The sequence below is a fragment of the Pseudomonas sp. Arb-4-2C genome (assembly GCF_055755015.1).
In genome coordinates this window covers 2,952,893-2,977,527 of sequence record NZ_CM146899.1, presented here as the reverse complement: position 1 = coordinate 2,977,527, position 24,635 = coordinate 2,952,893, and the positions used below count along the sequence as shown (strand labels likewise).

Annotated in this window: 23 protein-coding genes; 7 read left to right on the top strand and 16 right to left on the bottom strand. The window is 59.4% G+C overall.

The genetic code is table 11. The annotated features are described in order from the left end of the window. The first annotated feature begins 107 nt into the window (after positions 1–107). On the top strand, positions 108–947 hold the full coding sequence (gene galU / locus AC0J41_RS13245) for a UTP--glucose-1-phosphate uridylyltransferase GalU (RefSeq protein ID WP_007912230.1): 840 nt from the start codon (positions 108–110) through the stop codon (positions 945–947). A 341-nt stretch (positions 948–1,288) separates the two neighbouring features. Here the strand turns inward: galU and AC0J41_RS13240 are convergent, their stop codons facing one another. Together AC0J41_RS13240 and AC0J41_RS13235 are read right to left on the bottom strand one after the other, a co-directional pair. Then, positions 1,289–3,037: a phosphoethanolamine transferase CptA gene (locus tag AC0J41_RS13240; protein WP_025112438.1), complete on the bottom strand. Its 1,749-nt coding sequence runs from the start codon at positions 3,035–3,037 to the stop codon at positions 1,289–1,291. 199 nt (positions 3,038–3,236) lie between these two features. Next, the gene (locus AC0J41_RS13235) at positions 3,237–3,419 is read right to left on the bottom strand and encodes a DUF6026 family protein (protein ID WP_003225385.1); all 183 of its coding nucleotides are present in this window, start codon (positions 3,417–3,419) and stop codon (positions 3,237–3,239) included. A gap of 249 nt (positions 3,420–3,668) precedes the next feature. Here AC0J41_RS13235 and gnd point away from each other — a divergent pair, with 249 nt between their 5' ends. From gnd to AC0J41_RS13220, 3 genes are read left to right on the top strand one after another with little or no spacing between them, the layout of a single operon-like run. After that, entirely contained in the window at positions 3,669–4,673 is a 1,005-nt protein-coding gene (gene gnd / locus AC0J41_RS13230) for a phosphogluconate dehydrogenase (NAD(+)-dependent, decarboxylating) (RefSeq protein ID WP_473015999.1), read from the top strand. After that, on the top strand, positions 4,670–6,193 hold the full coding sequence (gene zwf / locus AC0J41_RS13225; protein ID WP_473015871.1) for a glucose-6-phosphate dehydrogenase: 1,524 nt from the start codon (positions 4,670–4,672) through the stop codon (positions 6,191–6,193). The genes gnd and zwf overlap by 4 nt, the downstream gene beginning before the upstream one ends. Further along, entirely contained in the window at positions 6,190–6,999 is an 810-nt protein-coding gene (locus tag AC0J41_RS13220) for a Cof-type HAD-IIB family hydrolase (RefSeq protein WP_025112435.1), read from the top strand. Before zwf ends, AC0J41_RS13220 begins: the two co-directional genes overlap by 4 nt. A 1,248-nt stretch (positions 7,000–8,247) precedes the next feature. Here AC0J41_RS13220 and nhaB read toward each other — a convergent pair. From nhaB to AC0J41_RS13205, 3 genes are all read right to left on the bottom strand, one after another. Then, positions 8,248–9,750: a sodium/proton antiporter NhaB gene (gene nhaB, locus AC0J41_RS13215; RefSeq protein WP_473015870.1), complete on the bottom strand. Its 1,503-nt coding sequence runs from the start codon at positions 9,748–9,750 to the stop codon at positions 8,248–8,250. A gap of 67 nt (positions 9,751–9,817) precedes the next feature. Next, positions 9,818–11,107 carry an NHL repeat-containing protein gene (locus tag AC0J41_RS13210; RefSeq protein ID WP_025109543.1) on the bottom strand — a complete coding sequence of 430 codons (1,290 nt, stop codon included), beginning with the start codon at positions 11,105–11,107 and terminating at the stop codon, positions 9,818–9,820. A 279-nt stretch (positions 11,108–11,386) separates the two neighbouring features. Next, positions 11,387–11,653, bottom strand: a complete 267-nt coding sequence (locus AC0J41_RS13205; RefSeq protein WP_025109544.1) for a hypothetical protein — start codon at positions 11,651–11,653, stop codon at positions 11,387–11,389. 344 nt (positions 11,654–11,997) lie between these two features. Here AC0J41_RS13205 and AC0J41_RS13200 point away from each other — a divergent pair, with 344 nt between their 5' ends. Beyond that, the gene (locus tag AC0J41_RS13200; protein WP_473015869.1) at positions 11,998–13,323 is read left to right on the top strand and encodes a sigma-54 dependent transcriptional regulator; all 1,326 of its coding nucleotides are present in this window, start codon (positions 11,998–12,000) and stop codon (positions 13,321–13,323) included. A 102-nt stretch (positions 13,324–13,425) separates the two neighbouring features. On the opposite strand, the gene AC0J41_RS13195 is transcribed toward AC0J41_RS13200, so the two are convergent. From AC0J41_RS13195 to AC0J41_RS13155, 9 genes are all read right to left on the bottom strand, one after another. Further along, entirely contained in the window at positions 13,426–14,745 is a 1,320-nt protein-coding gene (locus AC0J41_RS13195) for a hypothetical protein (protein WP_473015868.1), read from the bottom strand. A 45-nt stretch (positions 14,746–14,790) separates the two neighbouring features. Then, positions 14,791–15,537: a hypothetical protein gene (locus AC0J41_RS13190; RefSeq protein WP_473015867.1), complete on the bottom strand. Its 747-nt coding sequence runs from the start codon at positions 15,535–15,537 to the stop codon at positions 14,791–14,793. A gap of 44 nt (positions 15,538–15,581) precedes the next feature. Continuing rightward, positions 15,582–16,262: a C39 family peptidase gene (locus tag AC0J41_RS13185; protein WP_025109548.1), complete on the bottom strand. Its 681-nt coding sequence runs from the start codon at positions 16,260–16,262 to the stop codon at positions 15,582–15,584. A gap of 63 nt (positions 16,263–16,325) precedes the next feature. After that, complete coding sequence (locus AC0J41_RS13180) at positions 16,326–17,330, bottom strand: heme utilization protein (RefSeq protein ID WP_473015866.1); 1,005 nt, start codon at positions 17,328–17,330, stop codon at positions 16,326–16,328. A gap of 71 nt (positions 17,331–17,401) precedes the next feature. Then, positions 17,402–17,974, bottom strand: a complete 573-nt coding sequence (locus AC0J41_RS13175) for a hypothetical protein (protein WP_025109550.1) — start codon at positions 17,972–17,974, stop codon at positions 17,402–17,404. Position 17,975: 1 nt separating this feature from the next. Further along, on the bottom strand, positions 17,976–18,425 hold the full coding sequence (locus AC0J41_RS13170) for a hypothetical protein (RefSeq protein WP_025109551.1): 450 nt from the start codon (positions 18,423–18,425) through the stop codon (positions 17,976–17,978). A gap of 335 nt (positions 18,426–18,760) precedes the next feature. Beyond that, complete coding sequence (locus tag AC0J41_RS13165) at positions 18,761–19,285, bottom strand: AAA family ATPase (RefSeq protein ID WP_025109552.1); 525 nt, start codon at positions 19,283–19,285, stop codon at positions 18,761–18,763. Beyond that, positions 19,282–19,845 (bottom strand): nicotinamide riboside transporter PnuC, encoded by a 564-nt coding sequence (gene pnuC, locus AC0J41_RS13160; RefSeq protein ID WP_473015865.1) that lies wholly within the window; start codon positions 19,843–19,845, stop codon positions 19,282–19,284. Before pnuC ends, AC0J41_RS13165 begins: the two co-directional genes overlap by 4 nt. A gap of 194 nt (positions 19,846–20,039) precedes the next feature. Then, positions 20,040–21,674, bottom strand: a complete 1,635-nt coding sequence (locus AC0J41_RS13155; protein ID WP_473015864.1) for a methyl-accepting chemotaxis protein — start codon at positions 21,672–21,674, stop codon at positions 20,040–20,042. A 305-nt stretch (positions 21,675–21,979) separates the two neighbouring features. Between AC0J41_RS13155 and AC0J41_RS13150 the strand changes: the two genes are divergently transcribed. Together AC0J41_RS13150 and AC0J41_RS13145 are read left to right on the top strand one after the other, a co-directional pair. Further along, positions 21,980–22,810 carry an undecaprenyl-diphosphate phosphatase gene (locus tag AC0J41_RS13150; RefSeq protein ID WP_025109555.1) on the top strand — a complete coding sequence of 277 codons (831 nt, stop codon included), beginning with the start codon at positions 21,980–21,982 and terminating at the stop codon, positions 22,808–22,810. Then, positions 22,807–23,235 carry a DUF1294 domain-containing protein gene (locus tag AC0J41_RS13145; protein WP_473015863.1) on the top strand — a complete coding sequence of 143 codons (429 nt, stop codon included), beginning with the start codon at positions 22,807–22,809 and terminating at the stop codon, positions 23,233–23,235. The genes AC0J41_RS13150 and AC0J41_RS13145 overlap by 4 nt, the downstream gene beginning before the upstream one ends. 114 nt (positions 23,236–23,349) lie before the next feature. Here AC0J41_RS13145 and AC0J41_RS13140 read toward each other — a convergent pair whose 3' ends face one another. Both AC0J41_RS13140 and AC0J41_RS13135 read right to left on the bottom strand, forming a co-directional pair. Then, positions 23,350–23,709 carry an MmcQ/YjbR family DNA-binding protein gene (locus AC0J41_RS13140; RefSeq protein ID WP_473015862.1) on the bottom strand — a complete coding sequence of 120 codons (360 nt, stop codon included), beginning with the start codon at positions 23,707–23,709 and terminating at the stop codon, positions 23,350–23,352. Beyond that, positions 23,706–24,614 carry a LysR substrate-binding domain-containing protein gene (locus tag AC0J41_RS13135; RefSeq protein WP_473015861.1) on the bottom strand — a complete coding sequence of 303 codons (909 nt, stop codon included), beginning with the start codon at positions 24,612–24,614 and terminating at the stop codon, positions 23,706–23,708. The genes AC0J41_RS13140 and AC0J41_RS13135 overlap by 4 nt, the downstream gene beginning before the upstream one ends. Positions 24,615–24,635: the final 21 nt, after the last annotated feature.

The window sequence follows — 24,635 nt, the reverse complement described above, 5'->3', positions numbered from 1 at the left end:
TATTTCTCTATGTTGGCATCGGTTACCCAGTGCGGGGCATTGTAAGGTGCACGCCGCCTGATTAGACTGCGCCGAAACTCGTACACACAGCCCTTTCAAGGACTTATATGATCAAGAAATGCTTGTTCCCAGCAGCCGGTTACGGTACTCGCTTCCTGCCAGCGACTAAAGCCATGCCCAAAGAAATGCTGCCGGTGGTAAACAAGCCACTGATCCAGTACGGCGTTGAAGAAGCTCTGGACGCTGGCCTGACAGAAATCTCCATCGTGACCGGTCGTGGCAAGCGTGCTCTGGAAGACCACTTCGACATCAGCTATGAGCTGGAAAACCAGATCAAAGGTACCGACAAGGAGAAATACCTGGTCGGCATCCGCAAACTGCTGGATGAGTGCTCGTTCTCCTACACCCGTCAGACCGAAATGAAAGGCCTGGGCCACGCGATCCTGACCGGTCGCCCGCTGATCGGTGACGAACCGTTCGCCGTGGTATTGGCGGACGACCTGTGCGTCAACCTCGAAGGCGACGGCGTACTGACCCAGATGGTCAAGCTGTACAAGCAGTTCCGCTGCTCGATCATCGCCATCCAGGAAGTCGATCCGCAGGAGACCAGCAAGTACGGCGTGATCGCCGGTGAGATGATCCGCGACGACATCTACCGCGTACACAGCATGGTCGAGAAGCCAAAGCCTGAAGATGCACCGTCGAACCTGGCCATCATCGGCCGCTACATCCTGACTCCGGATATCTTCGACCTGATCGAACAGACCGAGCCAGGCAAGGGCGGTGAAATCCAGATCACTGACGCCCTGATGAAACAAGCCCAGAACGGCTGCGTCATGGCCTACAAGTTCAAAGGCAAGCGTTTCGACTGCGGTGGTGCGGAAGGCTACATCGAAGCAACCAACTTTTGCTTCGAGAACTTCTACAAGACCGGCAAAGCTTACTGATAACGCCGGATCTGCAGCGCCAGAGTGTGAGAGTACTCTGGCGCAAGCACTCACAAACGCCCCGACTTGTTCGGGGCGTTTGTTTTTGTGCGGTGAAAAAGTACCGAGTGCATCAAGGACGTTAACTGGCGCCCTCTGAGCGCGCAGGCTGCCTGTTCAAGGGGAGAGGGGCTGAGAGGGTGCAGTTGCGCCCATTTTCTCTCAGGCGTCACGACAGGGGCTTTTATGCGCGGGCGCTACAGTCGACCACAACGAAAAAAGCTCCGTATCTTGCGATACGGAGCTTTTTCTTTATGCGTTACGCCGATTGTGATCTCTCGAAACCGGCGTCTTTTACACGGTTACTGCTGAACGACATTTGCGGCGGTCGGCTCGACTTTCTTCGGCTTCATCAGGCTGAAATCAATCAGCGCCCGCTGCTCACGCTCGTAAGGGTTGCCGATCATCAGCGGACGCGGTTTGAAGCTGTCGCTGACCAGGCTCTTGCTGCGGTCCAGCTCATCGAAACTCAAACCGGCCATGTCCGCCCAGGTGTGTATCAGGTGCGAGCTGCTGTACGGCCGCCCCAGATCGGCGGCGAAGTTCCAGTTATGGTTCTCGCGCCATTTCGGCGAAGCCCAGGCCATGAACGGAATGGTGTACATCGGCGCCGTCGGTTTGTTCTCGTTGCGGCCCAGGGTGCTGTGGCCGGCCGAATCGAACACGTCTTCACCGTGGTCGGAGAGGTACAGCAGGAAACCGTTCGGGTCGGACTTGGCGTAGTCCTTGATCAGGCTGGACACCACGAAGTCGTTGTACAGCACGGCGTTGTCGTAGCTGTTGTAGGTCGGCACCTGATCGTCACGCACGCCGGCTGGCACACCGGTACGGTCCTGGAACTGGTCGAAGCTCGGCGGATAGCGGTACTGGTAGCTCATGTGAGTACCGAGCAGGTGCACGACGATCAACTTGCGCTGCGCCGGGTCGGTCAACGCCTTGTTGAATGGCTCGATCACGTCGCCGTCGTACTGAGCGGCGTTCTGGTTGCGGTTGTTGTTCAGGTACACCTGCTCATCGGCCTGTTCGGAGAACGTCGTGAGCATGGTGTTGCGCTTGGTCATGGTCTGCTGGTTGGTGATCCAGAACGTCTTGTAGCCGGCCTGTTTCATCATGCTGACCAGCGACGGCGTGGACAGGTACAGATCCGGATGCTCTTCGTCGGCGAAGGTCAGGACCTGCTGCAGCGCTTCAATGGTGTAAGGACGCGGGGTGATGACGTTGTCGAACACCGCGAGCTGATCCTTGAGCTTGTCCAGTTCCGGCGTGGTCTTGCGTCCATAGCCGTACAGGCTCATGCGCTGACGGTTGGTCGATTCGCCGATCACCAGCACCAGGGTCGAAGGTTTATCGGCGTCTGCTGCCTTGAGGTTATGCAGTGGCGGAACCTTGCTCGTGCTGTGCAGCATGTCTTGCATGCCGGCCAGAGTATCGAGGTAACGGTGGTAAGCCACGGCCATTTGCCAAGGCACGGCAGGCTCGATGCGGTCTTCGAACTTCTCGAAGCCCCCGGCGAAACTGCCGGTGCGCTGGGTCTGCTTGATCAGCGGGTAGCCGACCACGGCAATCAGGATCGCCATGGCGGCGACGAAAGCGCGGCCACGGGGCATGTACACCGGACGCAGGCGAGTCCACAGGAAGTAGGCGAAAGCGGTATGCGCGAGGAACGCCGGAATCATCCACCAGGCAAAGTACTGGGTCATGTACTCGCCGGCTTCAGAAATGTTCGACTCGAACATGATGAAGATGACGCTTTGCGAGAATTCCTGCTGATAGATGAAGAAGTAGCCCAGGCTGGCCATCGAGCAGGCCCACAAGACGATGCCGATCAATGCGGCCAGCAGCTTGGTGCGCTTGGGGAAGAGCAGCATCGGTGCGAGCCAGACCGCGCTCATCACAAAGGCCTGACGGAATCCGCTGAAGCCGGAGGTGCCGGTCAGCTGGATCAACAGTTGGGTAATACCCGAGAAATACCAGAAAAACGCGAAAAGCCAGAGAACCCCGGCCCAGTCGAAACCTGTCGCAGTCGTTTTGCTGCGTTTGAACAATGCCATTCAGCACTCCAGCTCATCGTCACTAACCACCGCCGGAACGCTTCATGAAACCGACGAACGGAGGCCGCGCGCAAACGCACGGCCAGAATGCGCCGGAGTATCACGAACGGAATGTGAAAACTTCGTTAGTTGCTGATCAGGGGCAGAAGAGGATCATGTCGGGAACGACAGGCGCCGCTCCCGAAGCTGGCGGGGCAGGTCAGGCGTGCGGGTTGCGCTGGACAACCGGCAAAGGTTTGGGCTGAGCGCCCTGGGTCAGCGAGCGCAGCTGCGCCAGCTCCTGTTTCAATTGGTCGCGCTCGTCTTTCAACTGACGCAATTCATCGCGACGGATCGTGACGTACAGGGTTTGTGGCGGCATTGCTGTGTGTACTGTGCCCATTGCTCACCTCGCAAATGGCGTGTCTCAACTGCAAATCGTCCCGGTTTCGGGGTACTGATCTGCTATCGGCGCCAATTTTGATTTCTTTCGCTCATGAATGGAACTTTTTTATTTTTCATGGTCGGTGTGTCTTCGGCATGATTCGGGGCGTTATCAGTCTGGATCGGGCACAATGCCCGGAAACTTCCGCCGGACGCTCTGGACTAACCTCCATTAGTCGCGTTGGGCTATAACCAATGTCACACATTTATTTGTAGTAAGGAGCATCAGCACATGCAACTCGGGATTATTGGACTGGGCCGCATGGGCGGCAATATTGCGCGGCGCCTGATGCTCAACGGGCACACTACCGTTGTTTACGACCGCAATACCGCCTTTGTCGACACCCTGGCCGCCGAGGGCGCCACGGGCGTCGCCGACCTGCCGGCACTGGTCGCAGGCCTGGCCAAGCCACGCGCAGTGTGGGTCATGCTGCCGGCCGGCGCGCCGACCGAAGACACCATCAACACTCTGAGCAATTTGCTCGAAGCCGGCGACACCATCATCGACGGCGGCAACACCAACTACAAAGATGATATCCGCCGGGCCAAGACCCTGTCTGAAAAGGGCCTGCACTACATCGACGTCGGCACCTCCGGTGGCGTCTGGGGCCTGGAACGCGGTTACTGCATGATGATCGGCGGTGACGCCGAGACCGTTTCGCGTCTGGATCCGCTGTTCGCCGCACTGGCGCCGGGCATGGGCGAGATTCCGCGCACCAAGGATCGCAAGTCCGAGGACCACCGTGCCGAGCACGGCTACATCCACGCCGGTCCTGCCGGTGCCGGGCACTTCGTGAAGATGATTCACAACGGTATCGAGTACGGCATGATGGCCGCATTCGCCGAAGGCTTTGACATCCTCAAGACCAAGTCCAGCGAGCGCCTGCCGGAAGATCAGCGTTTCGACCTGAACGTTGCCGACATCGCTGAAGTGTGGCGTCGTGGCAGCGTGGTGTCGTCCTGGCTGCTCGATCTGACCGCCGATGCGCTGGCGAGCGATCCGAAGCTCGACGGTTTCTCTGGTTCGGTGGCTGACAGCGGCGAAGGTCAATGGACCATCGAAGCGGCCATGGAGCAAGCGGTGCCGGTACCGGTGTTGTCGAACTCGCTGTTCTCGCGCTACCGCTCCCGCGGCCAGGGCACCTTTGGCGACAAGATTCTTTCGGCCCAGCGCTTCGGCTTCGGCGGCCACGTGGAGACACCGAAGAAATGACCCATACGATCCGCAGAAAATCCAAGGCAGAACCCGCACCACCGACCACGCTGTTTTTGTTCGGTGCCCACGGCGACCTGGTCAAGCGCTTGCTGATGCCGGCGCTGTACAACCTCAGTCGCGACGGCTTGCTTGACGACAATCTGCGGATCGTCGGCGTTGATCACAACGCCATTACCGATGAAGCCTTCGCGCAAAAACTCGAAGACTTCATCCGTACCGAAGTGGCGGCGAAGGTCGGCAAGGGCGATCAGATGCTTGATCCGGCCTTGTGGGCCAAGCTCGCCAAAGGTATCAGCTACGTTCAGGGCGACTTCCTGGACGACAGCACTTATTCTGCGCTGGCGGCGAAAATCGCCGACAGCGGCACTGGCAATGCAGTGTTCTACCTGGCCACCGCGCCGCGTTTCTTCAGTGAAGTGGTGCGCCGTCTGGGCGCCGCCAAACTGCTGGAAGAAACGCCCGAAGCGTTCAGAAGGGTGGTCATCGAAAAACCGTTCGGCTCCGATCTGCAGACCGCCGAGGCGTTGAACGCCTGCCTGCTCAAGGTGATGTCGGAAAAGCAGATCTACCGGATCGATCACTATCTGGGCAAGGAAACCGTGCAGAACATTCTGGTCAGCCGGTTCTCCAACAGCCTGTTCGAAGCGTTCTGGAACAACCACTACATCGACCACGTGCAGATCACCGCCGCCGAAACCGTCGGCGTCGAAACCCGTGGCAGTTTTTACGAGCACACCGGTGCACTGCGCGACATGGTGCCCAATCACCTGTTCCAGCTGCTGGCGATGGTTGCCATGGAGCCGCCGGCCGCGTTCGGCGCCGATGCGGTGCGTGGCGAGAAGGCCAAGGTGGTCGGCGCGATTCGCCCATGGACCGTTGAAGAGGCGCGGGCCAACTCGGTGCGTGGCCAGTATAGCGCCGGCGAGATCGATGGCAAGCCGCTGGCCGGTTATCGCCAGGAGGCCAACGTGTCGCCCGACAGCAACACCGAAACCTACGTCGCCCTGAAAGTCATGATCGACAATTGGCGCTGGGTCGGCGTGCCGTTCTACCTGCGCACCGGCAAGCGCATGAGCGTGCGCGACACCGAAATTGTCATCTGCTTCAAGCCGGCGCCATACGCGCAGTTCCGTGACACCGAGGTCGATGAATTGCAGCCGACCTATCTGCGCATCCAGATCCAGCCCAACGAAGGCATGTGGTTCGACCTGCTGGCCAAACGGCCGGGGCCGGCGCTGAACATGGCCAACATCGAGCTGGGTTTCGCGTACAAAGACTTTTTCGAGATGCAGCCGTCCACCGGCTACGAAACCCTGATCTACGACTGCCTGACCGGTGACCAGACGCTGTTCCAGCGCGCCGACAACATCGAGAACGGCTGGCGCGCAGTGCAACCGTTCCTCGACGCCTGGCAGCAGGACGCGAGCGTACAGACTTACGCTGCCGGCGAAGACGGCCCGCAAGCTGCCAACGATCTACTGAGTCGCGATGGTCGCGTCTGGCATGGCCTGGGATGAGTGATGCGATCCGTTTTTTACTCAGCGATATGGACGGCACGCTGTTGCTGCCTGATCACAGCCTGAGTCAGCGCACCATCGACGCCGTTCGTTCACTGCGCGAGGCTGGCGTGTTGTTCAGCCTGGCGACCGGCCGCCCACCCAAAGCCATGCTGCAGCAGATCGAAGCCCTGGGTGTTGATCTGCCGACGGCGGCGTTCAATGGCGGCACCATTGTCAACCCGGATGGCAGCTTGCTGGTCGCGCATTACCTGCCCGCTGCGACAGCGTTAATTGCATTGGCGACCTTCGCGGATCAACCGGATGTCGAAATCTGGGTGTTCAGCGGTGGTGACTGGTTGCTCAAGGATCCGCACGGGCCGATGGTGCCACGCGAACAGCACGGCCTCGGTTATCCGCCGGTGGTGGTCGAGAGTTTCGAGCCGTACCTGGAGCGGATCGACAAGATCGTCGCCACCAGCAACAACACGGATTTGCTGATCGAGCTTGAAGCGCGCCTGTTGCCCAAGGTCAACGGCATGGCCCAGGTCTCGCGCTCGCAACCGGTTTACCTTGACGTGACGGCGCTGGAAGCCAACAAGGGTAGCGCGCTGGCGACCATTGCCGCGCACCTCGGCGTCCCGCTGGAGCAGACGGCGGCGATTGGCGATGGCGGCAACGACCCGGCGATGTTCCACTGCGCGGGGTTATCGATTGCCATGGGGCAGGCCGAAGAGGCGGTGAAGCGTCAGGCCGATGTAATCACCGGCACAAACACCGAAGATGGCGTAGCGCAGGCCATCGAGAAGTACATCCTGCCGCGCTGAATCACCCAGGAACAAAAAGAATGAGTGGGTGTTGAAGAGCTATTGGCTCAGCGCATACCAATGTAGGAGTGAGCCTGCTCGCGAAGGCGGTGTGCCAGTCACCACATGAAGTGCCTGACACGACCTCTTCGCGAGCAAGCCCGCTCCCACAGTTTTAATCTCGGGTTGCCAGGGCTATTGGCTCAGCGCATACCAATGTAGGAGTGAGCCTGCTCGCGAAGGCGGTGTGCCCGTCAACACATGAAGTGCCTGACACGACCTCTTCGCGAGCAGGCTCGCTCCCACAGTTTTAATCTCGGGTTGCCAGGGCTATTGGCTCACCGCATACCAAAGTGGGAGCGGGCTTGCTCGCGAAGGCGGTGTGCCAGGCAACACATGAAGTGCCTGACACGACCTCTTCGCGAGCAAGCCCGCTCCCACAGTTTTAATCTCGGGTTGTCAGGGCTATTGGCTCAGCGCATACCAATGTAGGAGTGAGCCTGCTCGCGAAGGCGGTGTACCCGTCAACACATGAAGTGCCTGACACGACCTCTTCGCGAGCAGGCTCGCTCCCACAGTTTTAATCTTGGGGTGTCAGGGCTATTGGCTCAGCGCATACCAATGTAGGAGTGAGCCTGCTCGCGAAGGCGGTGTACCCGTCAACACATGAAGTGCCTGACACGACCTCTTCGCGAGCAGGCTCGCTCCCACAGTTTTAATCTCGGGTTGTCAGGGTTATTGGCTCAGCGCATACCCAAGTGGGAGTGAGCCTGCTCGCGAAGGCGGTGTGCCGGTCAACACGTGCGGTGCCTGACACGACCTCTTCGCGAGCAAGCCCGCTCCCACAGTTTTAATCTCGGGTTGCCAGGGCTATTGGCTCACCGCATACCAAAGTGGGAGCGGGCTTGCTCGCGAAGGCGGTGTGCCAGGCAACACATGAAGTGCCTGACACGACCTCTTCGCGAGCAGGCTCGCTCCCACACTTTTAATCTTGGGTTGCCAGGGCTATTGGCTCAGCGCATACCCAAGTGGGAGTGAGCCTGCTCGCGAAGGCGGTGTGCCAGGCAACACATGAAGTGCCTGACACGACCTCTTCGCGAGCAGGCTCGTTCCCACAGTTTTAATCTCGGGTTGCCAGGGCTATTGGCTCAGCGCATACCAATGTAGGAGTGAGCCTGCTCGCGAAGGCGGTGTGCCAGGCAACACATGAAGTGCCTGACACGACCTCTTCGCGAGCAGGCTCGCTTCCACAGTTTTAAGCGGGTGTTGTCAGAGCCAGTAGCTCACCGCGTACCAGCCCAGCAGCCCCATCACCACGGTGTATGGCAACGCCATCCACACCATCCGGCCGTATGACAGGCGCACCAGCGGCGCAATCGCCGAGGTCAGCAGGAACAGGAACGCCGCCTGACCATTCGGGGTCGCCACGCTTGGCAGGTTGGTGCCGGTGTTGATCGCGATCGCCAGAGTTTCGAAATGCTCGCGGCTCATGTGCCCGGAGAGGAAGGCCTGTTTCACTTCGGTGATGTAGATCGTGGCGACGAACACGTTGTCGCTGATTGCCGAGAGCAGGCCGTTGGCAATGAACAACATGCCCGGTTGTTGATCCGCTGGCAGCGCGAGCACCCACTGGATCAGCGGGGCAAACAGCTGTTGATCGTGAATCACCGCGACCACGGCAAAAAACACCACCAGCAACGCGGTGAACGGCATGGCATCGCGGAACGCATTGCCCAGGCGGTGTTCGTCGGTAATGCCGGTAAAGGCGGTGATCAACACGATCACCATCAGGCCGATCAAGCCCACTTCAGCAACGTGAAACGCCAGACAGCCAATCAGAATCAACGCCGCAGCACCTTGCACCAGCAGGGCGGCACGTTGACGCGGTGTGCGTTCGGCATTGTCTTCAGCGGCGTAGTTGGCCAGCACGGCACGCACGTTGTCCGGCAGCAGAGTGCCGTAGCCAAACCAGCGCAGTTTCTCCAGCAACACGCAGGTCACCAGACCCGCGACCAGCACCGGCAGCGAGACCGGCGCGACTTTCTGGAAGAACTCGCCGAAGTGCCAGCCCATTTCATGGCCGATCAACAGGTTCTGTGGCTCGCCCACCAGTGTGCAAACCCCGCCGAGTGCGGTGCCGACCGCGCCGTGCATCAGCAAGCTGCGCAGGAAAGCACGAAACTGTTCCAGATCATCATGGTGCAGGGCCGGCAGGTGCTGGTCGTCGCTGAACTCGCTGTCCTGACGCGGATCGTTGCCCGAGGCCACCCGGTGGTAGACCGAATAGAAGCCGACGGCCGCGCTGATGATCACCGCCGTCACGGTCAAGGCATCGAGAAACGCCGACAGAAATGCCGACAGAAAGCAGAACATCAGCGCCAGAATCGCCTTGGAGCGCACGCCCAGCAGGAGCCGTGAGAACAGAAACAGCAGCAGGTCCTTCATGAAGAAGATGCCCGCGACCATGAACATCAGCAGCAGGATCACCGGGAAGTTGTGCACCAGCTCATCGTAGAGGGCTTGCGGGGTGGTCATCTTCAGCAGCAGGGCTTCAATCAGCAACAAGCCACCGGGCATCAGCGGATAGCACTTGAGGGCCATCGCCAGGGTGAAAATGAATTCGATCACCAGCAGCCAGCCGGCGGCGACCGGGCCAACCGTGAACAGCACCACGGCATTGAGGATCAGGAACCCGACGATGCTCGCCTTGTACCAGCGGGGCGAGTGCCCGAGGAAATTGTGCGCGAACGCCTGGGCCAGTGAACCGGACATCGGTTGCTCCTTGTATTAAGAAGCGCGCAAGTTGCCGCAAGTGCCCGGCAAGTTCAAGTCTTGGGTATTACTGATTCAGATAACGCGCGACCATGGCCCGGTAGTTACCGTCCAGTGAATAGCCGCCGACCAGAATGTGTCCGTCCGCCTGCAACGCCAATGAGTTGGCGGTATCCAGGCTGCGTCCCAGACGTGTGCGCAGCCAACCGTGGCCGTTGCCGAACTGTGCGTCGAGTTGCCCGTCGGGCAAATAGCGCGCCACGATGAAATCCGCCTCGATACCGCCAATCGTCGCGCCCACCGCGATAATTCGTCCGTCGGCCATGCACTGGGCAGCGCTCCACTGGCAGCCACTGGGGCCGATTTCCAGCAGATGCGGGTGGCCTGCGTTGTTACGCAGTTCCGGACGTCCGTTGGGGTGCAGGCTCAACGCCAGGCAGCGGATCGGATCGCGACTGCTGCCAAAGCAGTGCAGATGCTCCATTGATTCGATGATCTGGCTGACCATCGCGCTTTGCCCGTGAGCCTTGAAGGCGAGGAAACCGTCTACCGCGAAGCGCTCGTCCAGGCGCCCGTCAGGCAGATAGCGCGCAACCAGGCCCTCCTGAGGGAAATCAATGGAGCCAGCGACAACGACGCGCCCATCCTTCTGCAGCAGAAGGCTGCTGAGCCAGGTATTGAGCAACAGATGGCGAATCATCACAAAGCCGCGACCATTGAAGCTTGCGTCGAGCGCGCCGTTGGGCGTAAGGCGGATCAGCATGCCGGCATGGTCGGCCAGTTCGAAGTGGTGATTGGCGATCAGCAGAATGTGCCCGTCGTCCTGAACGGCAATGTCGCAGGCTTCCGCACCGGATATACCGGGCGGTAGCCAGATATCGCGCGAACCGATGGACAAATCGCCCGGCAGGCGCACGACTTGTCGGCCGTTGTCGCCAAACGAAGTGTCAGGTGAACCGTCAGTGTTGAACAGGGCGAGGGCGGGCAAGGTGCGATGAGCATTTTCATAGTGCAAGCCGGCCAGCAGGATTCGCCCGTCCGCCAGTACCTGCACTTTTGCGCCCATGGCTTCGAAACCGGGAGCGAATTCGCCGATCACGCTGCCTTGAACACCGAAGCCCAGGTCGGCAGAACCGTCGGCAAGCATCCGCGCGAGCCCGAAACGGCTGCCATCGGCAGTGCCGACCTTGGCGGCCACCAGCACCCGACCTTGCGGGTCCACGGCCAAACCCTGGGTCATGCTGGATACGCTGTCAGCGAAATACACTTGAGCAATGCCGGAGTGGGCAAAATGTCTGTCGAGTTGCCCGGCGTCATTCAGTGGTGTCGGGAGCGCAAAGGCGTTCTCGGTGGTCATGCATGCCTCTCCTTGCGAGTTGACCAGGCCCGATAGGGCGGGTAACTGCATGAGCGAAACATTCAATCCCTGAATACATCGAAGTACAACTGACATAACTAACAGGTGGAGGGTCGCACTGTGCCAGAACAGTGTCTTTTTGAACCAAATGAAAGCGTGACAAGCAATGGCGCCTGACGCTTTAAAAGAAGTTGTACAAAAGTACCGAAGATAAAAAGTAACGGATAACTAAAGATGCAGAGGGCGGATGACGCCAACGTCATCCGCATTGCCCTCTTGTCAGTCAGGCATCGACCACGATTGCAGCAGGTAACCTTCTTCGCTCAGTTCGGCGCGTGCCTGTTGCAGCAGTTGCTCCAGTTGCGCCGGATCGGAGTAGGCGCTGCTCGGAATCTGCTTGCGGCCGATGTGCGAGTTGGTACGGTCGATGACGGTCAGGTTCAGTTCGCCGTTGCCGTCTTGTGGGGCCCAGGCCACGCACTGGAAGGGTTTAAATGCGTGGTTGGCAATCAAAAGAGCTTCGTTGATACGGAGCGGGGCGGTCATGGGGTCTTCTCTCTGTCGTGCCCAATCAAGTGATGTGCCGTCGGTTGGGCTTACCGTTCGGCTGGTTACTTGTACTGATGCACGCAACCCCGTGGCAGGTCACACATGACACAAAGAAATTTCAACTTTATTGCTTATGCTCAGGCAGCAGACCGTTTTTGAAAGCTGATTGAAAGATTCAACTCGATAGCTGACTAATAAACTTGCTTCTTATAACTCGTTACCTTGTACATCTATAAGCAATCGATACAAGGCCCTGTCAATTTCTTGCTAATGTTACAGTCGGGTCTGCCAAATGACTGTTTTTACAATAATTTCCTTAAATTTGGCGCCAAGGAACAGTCATGATCGAAGTGCCAGCGTTACGACGTTTATTGGTAGTCGACCCCTGTGACGACTGTCATCGCCTGTTACCCGGTTTGCGTGCCGTGGGCTGGGATGTCGACAGTTGTACCCTGGAAAACGCCGCCGATCGGACATGCGATGTCGGACTGCTGCGACTGCAGCCTTTTCACCTCGAACGCCCCGAAGCGGTCAAGGAACTGATCAGCCGCAGCGGCACCGAGTGGATCGCGGTGCTGAATCAGGAAGTTCTACGGCTGCAGAACGTCGGCGACTTCGTCTGCGAATGGTTTTTCGATTTCCATACTTTGCCGTTCGATGTCTCACGGGTCCAGGTCACGCTTGGCCGGGCGTTTGGCATGGCGCGCTTGCGCGGGCAGGGGACGATTCACATCGATCAACCTGAGCATGAGTTGCTCGGCGACAGCAAGCCGATTCGCGAGCTGCGCAAGTTGTTGAGCAAACTGGCGCCGACCGAGTCGCCGGTCCTGATTCGTGGTGAAAGCGGCACCGGTAAAGAACTGGTCGCCCGCACCTTGCATCGCCAGTCCCAGCGCCACAGCAAGCCGTTTGTGGCGATCAATTGCGGGGCGATTCCCGAGCACTTGATCCAGTCCGAACTGTTCGGCCACGAGAAAGGCGCCTTTACCGGTGCGCATCAGCGCAAGGTCGGGCGTATCGAGGCGGCCAATGGTGGCACGCTGTTCCTGGATGAAATCGGCGATCTGCCGCTAGAGTTGCAGGCCAACCTGCTGCGGTTTCTTCAGGAAAAACACATTGAACGCGTCGGCGGCAGTCAGCCGATCCCGGTTGATGTACGCGTCCTGGCAGCCACCCACGTCGACCTTGAAGCGGCCATCGAGAAAAAGCGTTTTCGTGAGGACCTGTATTACCGGCTCAATGTGCTGCAAGTGGTGACCGCACCGTTGCGCGAACGCCACGGTGATCTGTCGATGCTGGCCAACCATTTTTCCCACTTCTACAGCCACGAGACCGGTCGCCGTCCACGCAGCTTCAGTGAAGACGCGTTGATCGCCATGGGCAAACACGATTGGCCGGGCAACGTTCGCGAGCTGGCCAACCGCGTGCGAAGGGGGCTGGTACTGGCGGAGGGACGGCAGATCGAGGCCCGTGATCTGGGATTGATCAGCCAGCATTCGATAACCACGCCCATGGGCACACTCGAAGACTACAAGACCCGCGCCGAACGCCAGGCGCTGTGCGACGTGTTGAACCGGCACAGTGACAATCTCAGTGTGGCGGCAAAGGTGCTGGGGGTGTCGCGGCCGACGTTTTATCGCCTGCTGCACAAACATCAGATCCGCTAAAAAGAACGCCGTGGGTGCGGCGCCTGTGCAGTGAAGCGGCAGGCGCTGTGACCACGGCGTTCTTTTTGCATGAAAGCCCCGCATCGGCGGGGCTTTCCTGCGTCAGAAGTAGTACGGGAATTTCAAGCTGAAGGAGAAGTCCGGGGCGTCGTCGGTCATGCCGATCGACAGGTTGGGCACGATGGTCAGGTTATCCGTGGCGGCAATGGTCATGCCGACGTTGAAGTAACCGGCGTTGGCGTCACTGGACACCACCGATTGCCAATCGCCGCCATCCTGTTTCAGCTTGCTCTTGCGTTGCACCAGGTCAGACACCGAGAACGACATACTCATCTTCTCGTTCAGAGCGAACGCAATACCGGCGCCGATCTGGAAGCTGTCACCGATACGGACCTTGCCCGGGGTTTTCTGGTTGACGGTCGAACTGATGTCGTCGAACGACTCCTCCAGGTTGTGGGTGTAGGACAAGCTGCCGAACAGCACAGCCGGGTCGAACGTCTTGACCAGCGAGACGCCGGGGGTAATCGACCAGACGCCGTTACCGGTGGGCAAGGTGTCAGGCACGAACAGGTTGGAGTTGGCGTCGGTCTGACGCAGCTTGATCCCGAACGGGTCCTTGCCGGTGGGCGCCTTGACCCGCAGGGTGACTACGGCATCCGGGGTGTTGACCGACTCGTCGAGGAACTTGTATGCGATGCCGAAGTTGACGTCGCCGATGGTTGGGTCACGCGAAACATCCTGTTCCGTGGTCACGTTGGACGCCCCGCCATTGCCGCCGCCGGACTGGTAGGTCGAATCGCGGTAAACCACCGGCACGTTGACGTCGAACTGCCAGCGGTTGTCGAAGTTGTAGCGGCCGGTCAGGTCCAGCGTCCAGGTGTCGGCCTTGATCCGGTCGAGGTTGATGTTGCCCAGGAAGATCGAGTCCAGGGCCAGGAAGCCGTTGAGGATCAGTTGGCGTGTGTCGTAACGCGAGTAGGTCACGCCGGTTTCGAAGCTGAATTTACCGCCACCGAAGAAGCCGCTGGCTTCGTCATAGAGGTTGGACACACTCTGCGCCGGTTGCGAATCGTCGGCCAGTGATTGCCCGTAGGAAGCACCACTGCCCCCGGCTGCGCCCCCCGACGCTGCTGCCGCGCCAACGCCGGGAGCCCCGGTGGTGGCGACTTTTGGATTGCCTTTCATGTCGGCTGGCGACTTGGCCAGACGCTTGGGTTGCGGGGCCGCCGGTTGGTCTTCGACCTGGCGGACCCGTTGTTCGAGCACCGCCAGGGCTTTTTGTTGTACATCGTAGCGTTGCTTCAGCTCCAGAAGCTCCTGTTTCAGGGCTTCTACGTCGGCGTCCGGTGCCGCTTGCAGCATGGCTGCGGGTAGAAGAGTACTCAAACATACAGCGGCACGCAGTGATACTGATCGATACATGAATAAGCCGTCCCTTTAAGCCCAATGATCGAGACTCAGCGTAGTTCAATATCCGATATTGCGTAGTGCCCTGAGTTGAGTCAGGTTGCAGTCCAGTGCGCCGGGGCTGATGCCGTTATTGTTAAGCACAACATTGAGTTGGGTCATATTGTTGACCACATTGGCGCTGCCCAGCAGGCGAGTGTTCTGCAGCAGGCCGCCCTGGGCGACTTGTTGCAGGGCCGTGCCTTGATTCCCCGAGGCTTGAATAGCCATCTGCACGCCACTGCTGGTGGCCGAAACGGCGACGCTGCCGGCGGCATTGCTGGCTCCGATCGTCTGCCCGGCCATCAGTGCCTGACCTTGTGCAGGTACCAGAGGAGGAGGGGTATTGGCTTCCTGAACATTGATCGCCACATTGTTGTTGGCGGTGTTGCCGTCGCCGGCGGCGCGTACGCTTTGGGTCACGCCCTGGCTGCTGTCGAGCCCCGAACCACCGATGACATTGCCAGTGCCCGGAGTCGGGGTGCTGCCATTGCCCTGTTGCTTGATGGTCGTGACATAGAATTCCGGTTTGATGGTGGCGGCCTGAATCTGCATCGAAGTCGCAGCCCCGATCAGATCACCGCTGGCATTGCGCCAGGTACTGCTCATGACAATGCCGAAGCTGATGATCCGCCCCGGCATGACATAACGACCGCGTAGCTCGGCGAGCTCCTGGTCCTGGATTTCGATAGGTTTGAACCCTGCATTGGCATAGCCTGACGCGCTCGCTGCCAGGCAGGCGGCGGCCAGCCAGTATGAGGTTTTCATCTGCTGCTCCCGGGACATCCAGTCCCATTCTTTATAATCGGCGATTAAAAGAAGTCGCTCTGTATGAAACCGAAGTCCATCAATTCAGCATCTTTGACAGGGTTGAAAGTATCGAGCTTGTTCTTGGCGGTCAGCGGTGCCGGAGGACTGCGTAGTGCATTGGTTTTGTCGTATCCGGGGCCGACGATGGCGAAGACAATGCCGTTCCAGCCTTTGACAAAGTCATCATGGGAGTAGCGTTTGTGGCCTAGAACCGGGTCTCCGATGTAAACCCAATCCTTGTCCGAACGCTGCAGCACCACGAAATGCTTGTAGCCGCGAATTTCCATCAGTACCACCACCGGGATCGTGACTGCGTCGAGCTTCTCCGGCGGTATCTTGTAACCCCTGGCGCGCATGCCGATGCTTTCTATGTAGCGCTTCATGTCCAGCATGGAAAAACCTTGAGTGCGAACAAGGTCCTGGTCAGCGTTGACCAGCATGCCTTTGATGATGTGCTCCTCATCGACGTCGAGCCAATAGGCCTGGCGCAGTACCGTGGCCAGTGCGGCAGCGCCGCAGCTGAAATCGGTTTTCTGTTCGACGATGTCGGCAAACTTGCGTTCACGGATGCTTTGCACGTTCTTGTAGACGAGTACGCCGCCGGGCAGGGCAGCGACGGGCATCTGGGCAGCCTGGGTCAGGCCGGACAGGCAAAGCAGGGCGATAAAGGCAGTCTTACGCATGATCGATACGCCTTTGCGGACTGAGGAAAAGCCCCGTTTCCGGGGCTTTCGTTTCGATCGCGATTACATGCAGGCTTTGCAACCTGCAGCGATGGACAGCGAGTTGCTTTGTTGGTTGCCAACACCGGAGGCGTTGTTGAAGCCACCGTTACCCGACCAGTTGTTGCCTACGTTGGTCATGCTGGCAGTGTTGGTGACAGGGTTTTTCCAGCCGTCTGGAGTCAGCACTTGTTGAGTGGTTACACCAGCCAGACCGAAGGCACCCACAGCTTCGAAGGTAGCTTTTTGATCTTTGCCACCACCATTGCCGCCATGACCTTTGTCGTCGTTGCCATAACCGCCACCGCCGTGACCGTGATCGTCATCTTTGATGGTGGCTGTGCCAACTGCGCCGAATACGCCGACGGCGGCGACAGTGCCAGTGAGGGTGTCTTTCTTGAAGGTCTGAGTGCCGTTGTTGCCGACTTGCAGACCGGTAGTGCTTTGGTTGGCCGCTGCTGCAGCTTGCGCTACACGACCACCGGACACGGCGATTGCCAGGTTGTTTTTCTGTTGGTTGAAGTTGCCGGCAGCGTTGTTCACGCCGATGTTGCCCGAGCCACTGTTGCCGACATTGTTCATGGCGGCGTTGTTAGTGCTGGAGTAGTTGCCAACGGTGTTGTTGCTGTTCACCTGAGTAGCGCTGGAAGCAGACACCGCAGAGCCGAAGATGAAGCTTTCGTCAGCGGTTGCCAGAGCAGCGGCGTTGTCTTGTTGGTTGCCGTCGCCGGCCACGTTGTTTGCACCGATGTTGCCGTTGGCGCCGTTGAGCGAGCCACTGATGCCGGCGTTGTTCTGGGTGCCCTGGTTCAGGACGGTGTTACCGCCGTTGTTTTGCACGTCGAGCACTGCGGCGCCGGCACCTGCGCCGATTTGCAGCAGCTCTTCCAGGGTTGGACCTTTTGGTGGAGGAGGGTTGTGACCGTGACCACCATTGTTACCATGATCGTTGCCGCCTGCTTGAGCCGCCATTGCCATTACTGCTGCAAGAGCGAAAACCAGTGGTTTGAGAGCCATTGTAGTTTTCATGGTGTTTCTCCGTCGTGCTTATTAGTTGGTTAAGTGTTGGTACTTTCTAATTGCACTGCTTCTTGTTTGGGTCAGTCAGCGACCCGGATGCTCAGGGTGTTAGCCATACGGTTCCCCACCCCGGCACTCTGGTTCACCTGAATCACCCCTCGGCTGCCGGTGAAGGCCTGATCACTTGTCGTGACCTGGCGACTGCCGGGTGAGGTGCCAGTTGCTCCTGAGCTCGGTAAAAGCGCCACGTTCTGTTGCGACAGGGCGCTGTCGTCAACGCTTTGCGGGGCAGCACTGATGCTGACGCGCGTCACGTTGGCCATCTGGTTGTTGGCCCCGGCGCCCTGGTTCACGCCCAGGATCCCGTTGCCATTACTGAAAGAGTTACCGCCAATGGTGGCGCTGGCGTTCATCGACGGATTGGCAGGTGTATCGAGCTTTTGCCTGACGATGGTTGAGGCGCTGGCGTTGGTGCCGATAGCGATTGCCTTGGTATTGGTCTGTTGCATCTGGTCGCCGGCTGCCTGGTTGACGTTGAAGTTGCCGCGGTACTGCACACCGGTGTCCTGAATGTCTGCGTTGTTCACTGAACTGGGATCGGCCATCACACTGGCGCAGCCGAAGAGGGCAAGCAGCAGAAGGGAACGATTCATCTCATTGGCCTCCAGCCATGCGGGTCAGCGGTGCCAGACCGGTGCTCAACGAGCGATTGATCGTGTTGGAGATCGTGCCGCCACCCCCGCCACCGTGACCGGCACTCATGCCTGGCAGGCCGTTAGGGTTGGTCAGAACGTTCATGCCGGGCATGTCCGAGTTCGGTGTGATGATGTTGCTGCGGATCGAGGACCCGCTGGCTACACTGGCGAAGTCACCGTCATTGAGTTCGGTGCTGTTCATCGCTTGATTGATTCGATCGGAAGGATTGGCATTGACCGTGGTCGGGTAGGGGTCTTTGCCGCCGCTGCGTCCGATGGGAATGGGCTGGACGTCGCGGTTGAGAACGATCACGCCATTGCCTTCGGCCTGAACGTTGAAACTGATGAATGTGCTGGCTGCTGATCCGATCAGCAGAAGGCAGGTCAGGCCTTTATTGAAGTTCCCCACGGCGGCAATTCCTTCTTCAGTGGGCTGGCTCTTGTCAGCGTTGGGAAGGAGAGAGCGAAAGCTGTGCCGGTTTTGAGTTGTTGTTGATTTTCAACGGGTTGGCGATGAGCCGTGTGGCGCTGATACACAAGCTGTTTCAGCGCTGAAACAGTCACGCCGACAGCCACCCGGTCAATGGCGGCGCAAAGCTCTGGAACAAGGGTTTGCCGGGGACTGTTTCACCCGCGTAACAGATATTCTGACAAAACGATGAAGGCCATTGAAATGGCTGCTTTGCGCTGGAGTGGGTGTTTCAGGAATGGACACTTGTGCCCCGAAAGGGGCTGTTCGCCGGGTCAATCAGCCAATAAATCAGCGACCGCCTCGAAAGCCTGCGCGCGGCGCTCATCCCAGTTGCCCTGAATGATCTGCAGCGTTTGCCCATGCTGTTCAAGCCAGTCGCGGGTGGCTTGAAAGAACGCCATGCGCTCGCTGAGTTGCGGTTGGCAACGCTGGCCATCGTCGGTCCAGTCGATCTGCTCCGGCGACAACACCAGGTGCAGGTCGTAATGCCGCGCCAGCAGTTCGGGTTCCAGCCATGCCGGGCAGGCGCCAAACAGGGTCTGGCTCCAGAGGATATTGCTCAGCAGGTGGGTGTCGAGAATCAGTAGTTCGGGGCGCTGCGCCCGGGCCTGATCTTCCCACTGCAACTGCCCTCGGGCGATGTCGGGGATGTCGTTGAGGCAGGTATCGCGCGGATTCTGTTCGATGAACCAGCGCACGTATTCATCCACCCGCAAACCACCAAAGTGTGCCTGAAGGCCGGCCGCCAGCCAGCTCTTGCCCGTGGACTCCGGGCCGGTCAGGACCACGACCTTCATGGCTGCAACGCCGGATCGGCGCGCCATTCACGCCAGCCTTGCAGCGCAATCAGGGTGAACAGGGCATACAGCGCGGCGGTGAGGTAAAGCCCCTTATAAAGAAACAGACCGACGAAAATCACGTCCAGCACGAACCACAGCGCCCAGCATTGCAGGCGCTTCTGCGCCATCCACAATTGCGCGACGAGGCTGAACGCCGTCAGTGCGGCATCGAGCCACGGCTGTGCGGCGTCGGTCCAGTGCGCCATGGCCGCGCCGAGCAGCAGACTGCCGAGGGCGCCCGCGCTCAGGCCGAGCAGGATCGAGCGCCGGTCCAGACGCGTGACGTCGCGCCCGTCGTGCATTGTTCCGGCACGGGTCCATTGCCACCAGCCGTAAACTTGCAGTGCGGCGTAGATCACTTGCAGCAACATGTCCGAATACAGCTTCACGTCATAGAAGATCCAGCTGTACAGCAACACCATGACCAGGCCGATCGGCCAGCACCACGGATTCTGTTTGACCGTCAGCCAGACGGCGATCACGCCGAGGGCGGCGGCAAACAGTTCAAGCCCGGACATGTGGCTTCCTTGGAGGGAGTTGAGGAGGGAGCGGATTGTACCCAAAAACCTGTGGGAACGAGCCTGTTACCGATTTTGACGGAACCGATTAACCATGAAGGCGCGAGCCTGCTCGCGAAAGCGGTGTATCAGTCACCTGATTCACTGACTGACACGACGCCTTCGCGAGCAGGCTCGCTCCCACAGGTTACGGCTTAGACGCGGAACTGGCGCAACAACTGGTTCAACTGCTCACTCAACTGCCCAAGCTTGACGCTCGCTGCACTCGACTGCTCCGCCGCCAGCGCTGTGCTGTGGGACAGGCCGGCCGCCTGGGTGACGTTCTGGTTGATGTCCTCGACCACATGCGCCTGTTGCAGCGTGGCGCTGGCAATCGAGGCGTTCAGGCCGTTGAGATTGCGCAGCGCCTGGCCGATGGCATTCAGGCTGGCGCCCGCGAGGCCGGCCTGTTCGATGGTCAGTTGCGAAGCCTTGCTGCTGTCGCCGATGACCTTGACCGCCGCTTCGGAGTGATTCTGCAGGCGTTCGATCATGGCCTGGATTTCCGCCGTCGACTTTTGCGTGCGCTGTGCCAACAGGCGAACCTCGTCGGCCACCACCGCAAAACCCCGACCCTGTTCACCGGCGCGCGCCGCTTCGATGGCTGCGTTGAGCGCCAGCAGGTTGGTTTGCTCGGCAATCGAACGAATCACTTCCAGCACACTGCCGATCTGCGTGCTTTCCGCCGCCAGCGTGCGAATCACTTCGACCGCCTGATCAATGGTTCCGGACAACTTGTCGATCTGTTGCAGGCTGCCGTCGATGTTGATCTGGCCCTGTTGCGCCTGAGCTTCGGCATCGCGCATTTCAGCGGCGGCGTGCTCGGCATTCTTCGCTACATCCTGCACGCCGTAGGTCACTTCATTGATCGCGGTCGCCACCAGCTCCATCTGCTGCGATTGCTGCTGGCTGCGTTGCTGGGCCTGGGTGGCATCGTTGCCCAGTTCGCTGGACGACTGGCCCAGTGCGCTGGCCGAGACCTGCAAGTCACCGATGACCCGGCGCAATTTGGCGGTAAAGGCATTGAAGTGATGGGCCAGTTGCGTGACTTCGTCCTGGCCGTGAGTGTCGAGGCTGCGGGTCAGGTCGCTTTCGCCGCTGGCGATGTTGGCCATGGCGTTCACGGTTTCCTGCAGCGGGCGCACGATACTGCGGGCAATCAAAATCACCAGCAGGGCCATGATCACGGCAATCGCCAGACCGATCACCGTCGCCTTGATCACCTGGCCGCGAAACTCGCTCTGCACATCATCGATATAGACGCCGGACCCGAGCACCCAGCCCCACGGTTCGAACAGTTTGACGTAGGAGGTCTTCGCCACCGGCTCGCTGGCGCCGGGCTTGGGCCAACGGTAATCGACCATGCCTGCGCCCTGGCTTTTGGCGATCGCAACCATTTCGTTGAACACCGCGAAACCGTCCGGATCGCGGATCGCCGAGAGGTTCTGGCCCTCAAGCTTGGGATTGGTCGGGTGCATGACCATCACGGGCGTGAGGTCGTTGATCCAGAAGTAGTCGCTCTGGTCGTAGCGCAGGCCACGGATGGCGGTCAGCGCCTGCTTCTGCGCGGCGTCGCGGGTGAGGGTGCCGGTGGTTTCCAGGTCGTGGTAGTAGGTCAGCAGGCCGCTGGCGGTCTGCACCACATGCTGGGTTTTCTGCGCCTTGGCGTGGTACAGGTCATCGTGGATCTGCTTGAGCATCAACACACCCAAGGTCAACAGCATGACCACGGCCACAACCAAGATGAGCCACAAGCGTCGGCTGATCGACACACTGCGCAAGCTGTTCATAACGCTGTCACTCCGATTTTTTTTTCTTGTAATAAATCAACGCCAGCATCCAACCACGTTTCGGTGGTCGGGCATACGCGACCCAAGTCGTATAACGCCGCAGCACTATTAAGGCTTGTCTGTTAGGATTTCGGCCCCGCGCATGAAAACCTGAATCCAAGTTGATATTTCACGGAATTTTGACCGTTTCGTGTGGATCCTGTGCGCGCGGAATCGGTACAGCAACAAACAGCTACGCTGAACGCAGTGAACGTTAGAAAAATATTATCGGGGCATGCCGGCGTGCATCGCTCTTTGGGGGATTGATGGATCTTTGGACCGCCTTGCAGGCACTGATTCTTGGAGTTGTAGAGGGGCTGACGGAGTTTTTGCCCATTTCCAGTACCGGACACCAGATCATTGTTGCCGACCTGCTCGACTTCGGCGGCGAACGGGCCATGGCGTTCAACATCATCATCCAGCTCGGCGCGATCCTGGCGGTGGTCTGGGAATTTCGTCGCAAGATTCTCGACGTGGTGATGGGCTTGCCGACCCAGCCGAGTGCGCGGCGCTTCACTGCCAATCTGCTGATCGCCTTTCTGCCGGCAGTGGTGTTGGGGGTGATATTTGCCGATCTGATCCACCAATACCTGTTCAACCCGATCACCGTTGCGACCGCGCTGGTAATCGGCGGGGTGATCATGTTGTGGGCCGAACGCCGGCAGCATGAGGTACATGCCGAAACCGTGGACGAGATCACCTGGAAGGACGCGCTGAAAGTCGGGTTCGCCCAGTGCCTGGCGATGATTCCTGGCACCTCGCGCTCCGGCTCGACGATCATCGGTGGTCTGCTGTTCGGCCTGTCGCGCAAGACTGCGACCGAGTTCTCGTTCTTCCTGGCCATGCCGACCATGGTCGGTGCGGCGGTGTATTCCGGTTACAAATATCGTCATCTGTTCGTGCCGGCAGACTTCCCGGTGTTCGCCATCGGTTTCATCACCGCGTTCATCTTCGCGATGATCGCCGTGCGCGGTCTGCTCAAGTTCATTGCCAGCCACAGCTACGCAGCGTTCGCCTGGTACCGGATTGTCTTCGGACTGGTGATTCTGGCGACCTGGCAGTTCGGCTGGGTGGACTGGTCGGCGGCCAAGGCATGAGTGATTCACGCGCGCGTCGCCCGGACGGACGCCCGTCCGGTGGCGGCATTCAGCATTTGAAACTGAAACTGGCGGTGTTGCTGATCGTCTGCGCATTGCCGGCATTCGGCTCGCTGTCGATGTGGCTGCGCGGGATCTCGCTGGTGCCACTGACCGCCTACGGTGTGGTCAGCGTCTTGACGTTCTTCATGTACTGGGCGGACAAGCGCAAGGCGCGCGCCGATGCATGGCGCACCCCGGAGAACATCCTGCACGCACTGGAACTGGCGGGCGACTGGCCCGGCGCGCTGATCGCCCAACAGGTGTTCCGGCACAAGACGCGCAAGGTGTCATTTCAGATTCTGTTCTGGGCGATCGTGGCATTGCACCAGGTGTTCTGGATCGATCAGCTGTTTATCGGCTCGAACCTGCTTTCACTGTTCTAAAGCACCACAAATCCCCTGCAGGAGTGAGCCTGCTCGCGATAGCGGTGTATCAGTCGACATCTCTTTGACAGATACGACGCCATCGCGAGCAGGCTCACTCCTACAGAGATGGTGTCAAAGCAGTAATCCAACCTGGGTTTTCTTTGGCAGCTTGCTCACCACCAACTGATGCGATCGCGTCAGCAATCCTTGCAGCTCCTCGGCGCCCAGCGGGTAGGGCGGATGCATGATGATCCACTGCGCCCGCGCCAGATAAGGCGCCGGTTGAATGCCCGGGCGATCGCAATGGCCGAGAAACAGATCCTTGTCGACCTTGAATGCCAACGAATCCCCGCGCAGCCCCTGCAAGGCGAACATCTTGTTGCCGGCGATCGAAAACACCCGCACGCCCCCCCATTTGTAATCCTCCTGCGCGCCCGGCAAGGCCAGGCAGAAGGCGGCGACATCCGCTTCGTTCATTTTTCCCTTGGTCATAACAGTCGCTCCCCACACGCATTGAACGATTCGACCAGATGGTCGATCCACGCCCGCACCGCCGGCATCACCCCGCGCCGATGCGGATACACCGCCTGCAACCAGCCGCCAGGCAACGACCACTCGGGCAGCAATTGCACCAGCGCGCCACTTTCGAGATCGGCTTCGCAATACATCATCGGCAGCAGGGTAAAGCCCTGGCCGGCCAGCACACAGGCCTTGCGTACGATGAAGTCATCGATGCCCAGCCGCGCTTCCATGTTCAGTTCGACACTGTTGCCCTGTTGATCGAGCAAGCGTACGTGCACCATACGGTCGGCTTCCAGCGCGCCGAGCACTGGCAGGTTCTTCAGGTCCTGCGGGTGGCTGATTGTTTTGCTTTCGACAAATGTCGGGCTGGCAACCACCACCATTTGCGCCTGCCGCAGACGACGGGTTACCAGCAACGGATCTTCATCGCCGAGTTCCCGCACGCGCAGTGCCACGTCGAACCCTTCAGCGACCAGATCCACCCGGCGATTGAGCAGCACCACCTCCAGTTGCACCTGAGGGAATTTGCCGAGGAATTCGCTGATCACCCATGGCAACATTTCTCGCGCCAGGCCGGTCGGGCACGACACACGCAAGCGGCCGCGCGGTTCGCTGGACATGCTCGCGACTGCTTCGTCGGCCATTTCCGCTTCAAGCAACATCGCCTGACAGTGACGCAGGTAACGCTCACCGACAGCGGTCAGGTTCAGTTGGCGGGTGGTGCGTTGCAGCAGGCGGGCGCCCAGACGCTCTTCGAGTTCGGCAATGCGCCGTGACAAGCGTGATTTGGGAATGCCCAGCAAACGCCCGGCCGCCGCGAAGCCACCGGCCTCGACGACCTTGGCGAAATAGTAGAGATCGTTGAGATCCTGCATGAAAAGTCCACCGTTCTATCA